The following is an 8340-nucleotide window of genomic DNA, read 5'->3' on the forward strand; positions in this document are numbered from 1 at the left end:
ATTTCGTTTGACCTGTCTTGCAAGGGGAGAAAGGATGCGTCATCCGATCCCGACGCTGGCTGCCTGCCCCCGCGCGGCCTCCGCAGAGGAAATGCCTGATGACGCTGCACGACGTCGCGCTCGACGACAAGTTCGACCTGGGGAAGGAACGCATCTTCCTGTCCGGCGCCCAGGCGGTCATCCGCATGCTGCTGATGCAGCGCGAGCGCGACCGCCGCGCGGGCCTGAACACGGCCGGCTTCGTCTCCGGCTATCGCGGTTCGCCGCTGGGCGGCCTCGACATGCAGCTGTGGAAGGCAAAAAAACAGCTCGCCCAGGCCGACATCGTCTTCCAGCCCGGCCTTAACGAGGAACTCGCCGCTACCGCCTGCTGGGGATCGCAGCAGACGGAACTGCTGGGCGAAGGCACCCATGACGGCGTTTTTTCGGTTTGGTACGGCAAGGGTCCGGGGGTCGACCGCTCCGGCGACGTCTTCCGCCACGCCAATCTGGCCGGCTCGTCGAAACATGGCGGTGCGCTCGCTTTGATGGGCGACGACCACATGGCCGAATCCTCGACCAACGCGCATGCCACCGAATTCCTGTTCGTCGACGCCATGGTGCCGATCCTCAACCCGGCCGGTGTCCAGGAGATAATCGATTACGGGCTCTACGGTTTTGCCATGTCGCGCTTCGCCGGCACATGGGCGGCCATCAAATGCGTCAAGGACAACATCGAATCGACGGCCTCGGTCGATGCCTCGATCGAGCGTCTGAACATCGTTAATCCCAAGTTCGACATGCCGCCCGGCGGCCTCAACATCCGCCACGAGATCGACATGCTCGGTCAGGAGGAGCGGCTGCATGAGTACAAGCGCGCCGCCGCGTCGGCCTTCATCCATGCCAACGGGCTGAACCGCGTCGTCTATTCGGGCGGCCGCAATCCCAGGATCGGCATCATCACCATCGGCAAAAGCTATCTCGACGTCCGCCAGGCGCTCGAGGATATCGGCATCGACGAGGCGGCCGCCGGCCGCATCGGCGTGCGGCTGTTCAAAGTCGGTTGCCCCTGGCCGCTCGATTTCCAGCACATTGCCGAGTTCGCGCGCGGCCTCGACACCATCGTCGTCGTCGAGGAGAAGCGTTCGCTGATCGAGGTGCAGCTTCGCGAGAGCCTCTACGGCACCGCCACGCAGCCCGTCATCGTCGGCAAGAAGGACGAGCGCGGCGACTGGCTGTTTCCGGCCAAGGGCGCGCTCGACCCAAACGAGATCGCCATTGCCCTTGGCGAAAGGATCGTGAAAACCATCGGTCCGTCGGGAGAGATTTCAGCGCGGGTGGCGAAGCTGCGCCAGTTCCAGGCCATGCTCGCAGACGCGTCGGACATCGGCTCCCGCACGCCCTTCTTCTGTTCCGGCTGCCCACACAATTCCTCGACCAAGGTGCCGGATGGCTCGATCGCCGCGGCCGGCATCGGCTGCCATTTCATGGCGCTGTGGATGGACAGGAACACTGTCGGCTTCACCGCGATGGGCGGCGAGGGGGCGCAGTGGGTCGGCCAGGCGCCCTTTTCCAAGCGCGACCACATTTTCCAGAATCTCGGCGACGGCACCTACAACCACTCCGGCACGCTGGCGATCCGCTTCGCGCTGTCGTCGGGCGCCAACATCACCTACAAGATACTCTATAACGACGCGGTGGCCATGACCGGCGGCCAGCCGCATGAAGGCGGCCTGACGGTGGACATGATCGCCAGGCAGGTGCGAGCCGAAGGGATCGAGCGCATCGCCATCGTCACCGACGAGCCCGACAAATATGCCGGCAAGGTCGAATTCCCGGCCGGCGCTACCATCCATCACCGCGACGATCTCGATCTCGTCCAGCGTGAGCTGCGCGGCGTCAGCGGGGTTTCGATCCTGCTCTACGACCAGACCTGTGCCGCCGAAAAGCGCCGCCGTCGCAAGCGCGGCACCTTTCCCGATCCCGACAAGCGGGTCTTCATCAACGAACTGGTCTGCGAGGGCTGCGGCGACTGCGGCGTCCAGTCGAACTGCGTCTCCATCCAGCCGGTCGAGACCGAGTTCGGCCGCAAGCGCCGGATCGACCAGTCGAGTTGCAACAAGGATTTTTCCTGCGTCAATGGTTTCTGCCCGTCCTTCGTCACCGTGCATGGCGCCAAGATCCGCAAGGCCGAAGGCATCGCCGGCAAGGCCGATCCGCTCGACGGCGTTCCAGCAGCCCCCGAATTCCCGCTCGGCGAACAGGGCTGGGCAGCGATCATCGACGGCGTCGGCGGCACCGGCGTCGTCACCGTCGGCGCCGTGCTCGGCATGGCGGCTCATCTCGAAGGCAAGGGCTGCGGCATGATCGACATGGCCGGGCTTGCCCAGAAGGGCGGTTCGGTGTTCACCCATGTCCGCATCGCCCGCACGCCCGATGACATCCACGCCATCCGTGTCTCGGCCGGCAAGGCCGATCTCGTGCTCGGCTGCGATCTTGTCGTCTCGGGCGCCAAGAAGGTGCTGGCCGCGGTGCGCGAGGGCCACACCATCTTCCTCGCCAACACTGCCGAGATCATGCCGGGCGAGTTTGCCCGCTCGGCCGATTTCTCGCTGCCCATCGAGCGCTTGAAGAAGGCGATCCGCACTGCTGCCGGCGACGACAAGGCGCATTTCTTCGACGCCACCCGCACAGCCACCGCCCTGTTCGGCAATTCGCTGGGCGCCAACATGTTCATGCTCGGCTTCGCCTTCCAGCATGGCGGTCTGCCGCTGTCGGCGCAAGCCGTCGAAAAGGCGATCGAATTGAACGGCGAGGCGGTGGGGATGAATATCGCCGCCTTCCGCTGGGGCCGCCGCGCTGCGCATCAGCCGGATTTTGTGCGTGGCCTCGTCCAGCCGGGCAAGGACGGCCAACCCGCCACCATTGCCCAGACGCTGGACGAAATCATTGCTCGCCGGATCGCTTTCCTTTCCGCCTATCAGAACGCCGCCTATGGCAAGCGCTACGCCGGCAGGATCGCTGCCCTGCGCGCGGCCGAAGCCAAGGCAGCGCCCGGTTCGAGCGCCGTGACGGAAGCGGCGGCCAGGAACCTGTTCAAGCTGATGGCGATCAAGGACGAATACGAGGTGGCGCGGCTCTATACCGACGGCTCCTTCGCCGCCGAACTCGGCAAGCAGTTCCAGAGTTACGAAAAACTCGAATTCCACCTGGCGCCGCCGATTCTGGGCCGTCGCGGCAATGACGGCAAACCGAGGAAATCGAGCTTCGGTCCCTGGATGATGAAAGGGTTCCGCATGCTGGCGGCGATGAAGGGCCTGCGCGGGACAGCATTCGACCTGTTCGGCTACACCGCCGAGCGGCGCATGGAGCGGCAATTATTGGCGCAATATGAGGCCGACCTGCAACGCGTCGCCAACTCGCTGGCGCCGGACACCATCGAGGCCGCCACGGCCCTCGTCTCCGTGCCGGCACTCATCCGCGGCTACGGCCATGTTCGGCAAGCCAGCGCTCAAAAGGCGGCCGGCGAGCGCCAAAGGCTGCTCGAGCGCCTGTCCGGCACGTCAGCGAAGGCGGAACTCCAGGCCGCCGAGTGATGGCCTTGTTTACCTAAAGCCCAATTCTCCCAGTCTGTCCTGCTTTGCGCACCCTCGGCAAGCCGCCCAAAACCGCTGTTCTAAGCCTTTCTTAAGGCGGATGTGAGATGACGAGGCCTAGCGTTGGGCCGACGACATGGGCAGAACAAAGACCGAAAACATCCCATCGGATGTTTATATCCAGTTTGTGCGGTCGTTGTTCGACAACGCCCACATGCTGGTGATCGGTGGCGTGTGCTACTGGATCCTCGGACTAATGATCTACTTGCGCACGAACAATCCGTTGTTCCTGGCTTTCTCTTTTGTTCTGCTGTCCATCTGCCTTTACCGCTATTTCGGCATTCGCGCCTTCCGGAAGGCAGGCGGTGTAATAGCCGACGTCCAGGAGGCGCATCGGTGGGAGCGCAACTACATCCTCAAGGGCAGCGTGCAGGGCCTCACGTTGGGCGCGCTGTGCTTCATATCGATCTATGTCTATCCCGATCCCTTTGCCGAACTGGCCGCGACGTCGCTGGCCATCGCAACCTTGGTGACGGTTGTTGGCCGGAACTACGGCTCTCCCATTATGGTGCGGGTTTTTTCCGTGACCTTCATTGGTCCGGCAGCACTTGCACTTTTGCTGCGCATGGATGTGCCTTCGGTCATTCTCGGGCTGATGATCATCCCGTTGACTTTCGTCACGATCAACAGCGCCGACCACGTCCGCGATGTGCTTTTCTCGGCCGTCATCGGCCACAAGGAAGCGAGGAAGCTCGCGCTCAGATTCGATCGCGCGCTCAATACCATGTCGCATGGCCTCGTCATGCTTGGCCCGGACGGTCGGGTGGCGGTCGCCAATGCCGAGGCCGCGCATCTGATGTCGCTCAAATCGGCCGATGCGCTGCTTGGGCGGTCAATCCATGGTCTCTTGATGCGCGGCGTCGTGGGCGGCATGCTGGCCCCAAAGGACTGCCGCTACATCGAAGCCCAGCTGACGCGTGCATTGCGCGAGGGCCGCGACCGTAAGGTCCTGGTTTCGCTCGCCAATGGCCAGCACTACGAATTCTCCGCCCGCGAAGGCAGCCAGGAACTCGGGGTCATCACCTTCGAGGACGTGACGGCACGCGTCGAGGCGGAAGACAAGATCCGCTTCATGGCGCGCTATGACAATCTCACCGGCCTGCCCAATCGCGCCTATTTCCACGAATTGATCGGCGAGGCGATGGCGTCAGGCGACCGTGACCGCCTCTGCGGCCTTGCCGTGCTCGACCTCGACGATTTCAAGAGTGTCAACGACACGCTCGGGCATCCGATCGGCGATGGATTGATCTACGCGGTGGCCGAGCGTCTTGCCGCCATTGCGGGACAAGGCATTACCGTCAGCCGCTTCGGCGGCGACGAATTCATGGTTTTCTTCGACCGTATAGAGGATGAAAGCCATCTGACCCTTCAGATCGACGAGATCTTTGCAGCGTTGCAAGGGGAGGTGGACGTCGCCGGCCACGGGCTGCGCATCCAGGCCAGCGCCGGCGCCGTGCTGTCGCGGGTCAGGGATACCGACGTCGACGCCATGATCGTCAAGGCGGACCTGGCGCTCTATAAGGCCAAGGAGCTCGGCAAGAACGGCTGGCGGCTGTTCGAGGCCGCCATGGACGCTGCGTTCCGCAACCGCCAGCTGATGAAGGCGGATCTGCGCAGCGCGGTGGAAGGCAAGGCCCTGCGCGTCGTCTACCAGCCGATCGTGGCGATGAGCACGATGCGCATCGCCAGCTGCGAGGCGCTGTGCCGCTGGGACCATCCCGACCTCGGGCCGATTTCGCCCGGCATCTTCATTCCGCTGGCGGAGGAAATGGGCATCATTTCCGAGATCAGCACCTTCGTGCTGCAGGCAGCCTGCACCGAATGCGCCAAATGGCCGGACCACACCAGCGTCTCGGTCAATCTCTCCGCCAAGGATTTCCGCAACCGGGACGTCATCCAGAAGGTTCGCGACGCTCTGGCCAGCTCCGGCCTTGCCGCCGGCCGGCTGGAGATCGAGGTCACCGAAACGGCGCTGCTCGATGACAAGTCGCTGACACGTCAATATATCGAGGAACTGAAGCAGATCGGTGTGCGCATCGCACTTGACGATTTCGGTACCGGCTATTCGAGCCTGAGCTATCTGCACAAGCTGCCGCTCGACAAGATCAAGATCGATCGCTCCTTCTTGATGGACGTCACCCAGAGCAAGCGTTCGCTGGAGCTGCTGAAGGGCATTGTCAATCTGTCGCGGCCGCTTGGACTTTCGGTGACTGTCGAAGGCGTCGAGACCTTTGAGCAGCTCAAGATCCTGGCCTTGCAAGTGAAACCGGATCTCGTGCAGGGCTTCCTGTTCGGTGCCGCGCTCAGTGCGTCGGGTATCGAGACGATGTCGAATGTCACCTGGCCATTCGCCGCTGACCTGCGTCGCACCGGTAAACGGACGGTCCGTTAGCGCCGTAATTTTCGACTTCGCTCGATTGGATTCCCCGCGCGTTGCGAGTCGCACGATGCTCTTTGATGTCGAACTCAATCGTTCGATGACAGGATACGGTTCCGCCGTGATTTTGCCTTTGCGCAATGCTGCTGAAAGGTCTTCCTCACTACGCAGATGTATCGGAGGCATGATCCACATCCTCTCAGTGGCAATCGCTCGGACGATTGCTCAGTAAGATATTCTCAAGCGGCTCCCGGCCATTAAGGTTAACGGAATGTAAATCAACAAGATCTAAATTTCGGCTTGTGTCTCATTTCAACTCGAATAGCCTATCCTAGGTCGAATTCGAGGACAGACGATGGATGCTGCAACAGCTACAAGGAATGCGTCTGGCGGGGTAAGCACAGCCGGGGATTCGGTGCTGAATCGATCGATGATGCAACTGCTTGAGCATGTCGATTATCGCCTCATTACCGGGGGCGAGGATTTGGAAGCGATTTACCGGCTTCGCTATAAGTCCTATCTGCGCTCCGGCATGTGCGGCCCGCTCGCCAGCGGCATGTTCGAGGATCGCTGGGACAATCTACCCAATTCCTACCGATTCGGTGTCTATTGCTACGGCGAATTGGTGAGCACAATCCGCTTCCATTACATTTCCATCGAGCACCCGAATTCGCCCTCCGTTGATGCCTATCCGGAAATACTGATCGAGCGGCTTGCCCGCGGAGAAACCTTCATCGACGGAACCCGCTTCGCAACCGATCCTGATGCCGCGCCGGCACCCGGAGTGCTGCCGTTTCTGACACTCAGGCTTGCCATGGTGGCCTCGCTCTATTTTGGCCAGAACTCTGTGCTGACGCCGGTCAAGGTCGAGCATTCCAATTTTTATTCTCGTTACTTCAATGCCGTGCAGAGGACCGAGGCTAAGGAGTTTCCGGGCGTTCTTACCCGGATCGCCCTGTTCGAAATCCCCGCCGGCGAAAATATGCGCCTGACGCTCGAACGTTTCCCATTCTTCAGGTCGACGCCCATGGAACAGCGGTTGATGTTCGCCAATCCGGCCATCAATCGGCTGACGCCCTTGTCTATCGTGCCGACGGCGAAATATTATCGTGAGGCCGCCTGAGGCCCCTGATTTTGCAAAGCTCCGGAGCTTTCCGGCCAGATCCGCGTTTTGATGACGGCGGCGCGTTGACCCTCCGCGTCTTCATTTCGACGTATCTGCCAAAAGGACCCCGACATGCATATTTCCCAGCTCGCGCTCACGCCGCTTATCTCGCTGATCGCCGGGGTGCTGATTCTGGTCATGCCACGGCTGCTGAACTACATCGTCGCGCTCTACCTGATCATAGCCGGCCTGCTTGGATTGTTTCCGCACCTCGCCGGCTAAAGACGGACAGCGCGGTTGACGCGCCAGCCGGCTTCGTCCGGGATTGCGCGAAAACAAGCAGCCGGAGCGGTTCGGCGATTCTGCCGAACGCAGGGGCGCTTTGCTTCAAATTTCCCTTGAGGCAGTTGTCGGCTGCGATGCGGCAATAGCGCCATTGCTCTCGGCGCGGCTTTTCGCTATGTGCCTGAAAGATGTCTTCGAAGGGGTATTCCTATGGCTGAGCACACGCCGACCGGTCCTGTCGAACTGGGCGCGAAGATGGACTATGCCGAGCACGACCGCACCTATGCGGGCTTCCTCATGCTGGCCAAATACGGATCACTCTTCTGCGGCGCCATACTTCTGGCGATGGCTTTCGGTTTCTTCGCGGGCGGCTTCTTCTCGGCGACTATCCTGTTCGTCCTGATCATGGCCGTCGGCGCCTTCATTCTGCGATAGTCTTTCCAAAACCCCATTGCCTTTGACGTCGCCGGATGCCCCGGCCGACATTTTGCGCAAACAGGTTCCAGCCGAAAGGATCATGCGGTGGGACAGACGGTTTTCATCCCTCGTGAGCTCGATGCGAACGAGCCGCGCGTCGCGGCTTCGCCCGATACGGTGAAACGGCTGGCCGGCCTGGGTCTTGAAGTGGTTGTGGAGGCCGGTGCCGGCACGCGATCGCGCATTCCCGATGAGGAGTTCGCCAAGGCGGGCGCTTCGATCGGCGAGGCCGGCGATGTTGCCAAGGCCGACGTGGTGCTGAAGGTGCGCCGGCCGACGGATGCGGAGCTGAAAAGCTACAAGTCAGGCGCTGCGGTCATCGCCATCATGGATCCCTATGGCAACGATGCCGCCGTCGCGGCACTGGCCAAGGCCGGGGTGACGGCCTTTGCGATGGAATTCATGCCGCGCATCACGCGCGCCCAGTCGATGGACGTCTTGTCCTCGCAGGCTAACCTTGC

Annotated in this window: 5 protein-coding genes and 1 pseudogene; all 6 read left to right on the plus strand. The window is 61.8% G+C overall.

Annotated features, from left to right (window positions below):
* Positions 1-98 precede the first annotated feature (98 nt).
* The gene (locus LB545_RS29135) at positions 99-3575 is read left to right on the plus strand and encodes an indolepyruvate ferredoxin oxidoreductase family protein (protein ID WP_224706195.1); all 3477 of its coding nucleotides are present in this window, start codon (positions 99-101) and stop codon (positions 3573-3575) included.
* Positions 3576-3711: 136 nt separating this feature from the next.
* Positions 3712-6027 (plus strand): putative bifunctional diguanylate cyclase/phosphodiesterase, encoded by a 2316-nt coding sequence (locus LB545_RS29140; RefSeq protein ID WP_224706196.1) that lies wholly within the window; start codon positions 3712-3714, stop codon positions 6025-6027.
* A gap of 340 nt (positions 6028-6367) precedes the next feature.
* Positions 6368-7135, plus strand: coding sequence for an N-acyl amino acid synthase FeeM domain-containing protein (locus LB545_RS29145; protein ID WP_140501119.1), 768 nt, complete (start codon positions 6368-6370; stop codon positions 7133-7135).
* A gap of 114 nt (positions 7136-7249) precedes the next feature.
* Positions 7250-7399 (plus strand): DUF3096 domain-containing protein, encoded by a 150-nt coding sequence (locus LB545_RS29150; protein ID WP_140501117.1) that lies wholly within the window; start codon positions 7250-7252, stop codon positions 7397-7399.
* A gap of 213 nt (positions 7400-7612) precedes the next feature.
* The gene (locus LB545_RS29155; RefSeq protein ID WP_140501115.1) at positions 7613-7837 is read left to right on the plus strand and encodes an aa3-type cytochrome c oxidase subunit IV; all 225 of its coding nucleotides are present in this window, start codon (positions 7613-7615) and stop codon (positions 7835-7837) included.
* A gap of 87 nt (positions 7838-7924) precedes the next feature.
* Positions 7925-8340 (plus strand): annotated as a pseudogene (locus LB545_RS29160) (NAD(P)(+) transhydrogenase (Re/Si-specific) subunit alpha); the annotation flags it as partial.

Origin of the sequence: Mesorhizobium sp. BR1-1-6 (assembly GCF_020165355.1) — a bacterium.
GTDB lineage: Bacteria > Pseudomonadota > Alphaproteobacteria > Rhizobiales > Rhizobiaceae > Mesorhizobium.

Coding starts and splice junctions, on each gene's coding strand:
- LB545_RS29135 (WP_224706195.1), top strand. CDS start 99: ATGACGCTGCACGACGTCGCGCTCGACGACAAGTTCGACCTGGGGAAG.
- LB545_RS29150 (WP_140501117.1), top strand. CDS start 7,250: ATGCATATTTCCCAGCTCGCGCTCACGCCGCTTATCTCGCTGATCGCC.
- LB545_RS29140 (WP_224706196.1), top strand. CDS start 3,712: ATGGGCAGAACAAAGACCGAAAACATCCCATCGGATGTTTATATCCAG.
- LB545_RS29155 (WP_140501115.1), top strand. CDS start 7,613: ATGGCTGAGCACACGCCGACCGGTCCTGTCGAACTGGGCGCGAAGATG.
- LB545_RS29145 (WP_140501119.1), top strand. CDS start 6,368: ATGGATGCTGCAACAGCTACAAGGAATGCGTCTGGCGGGGTAAGCACA.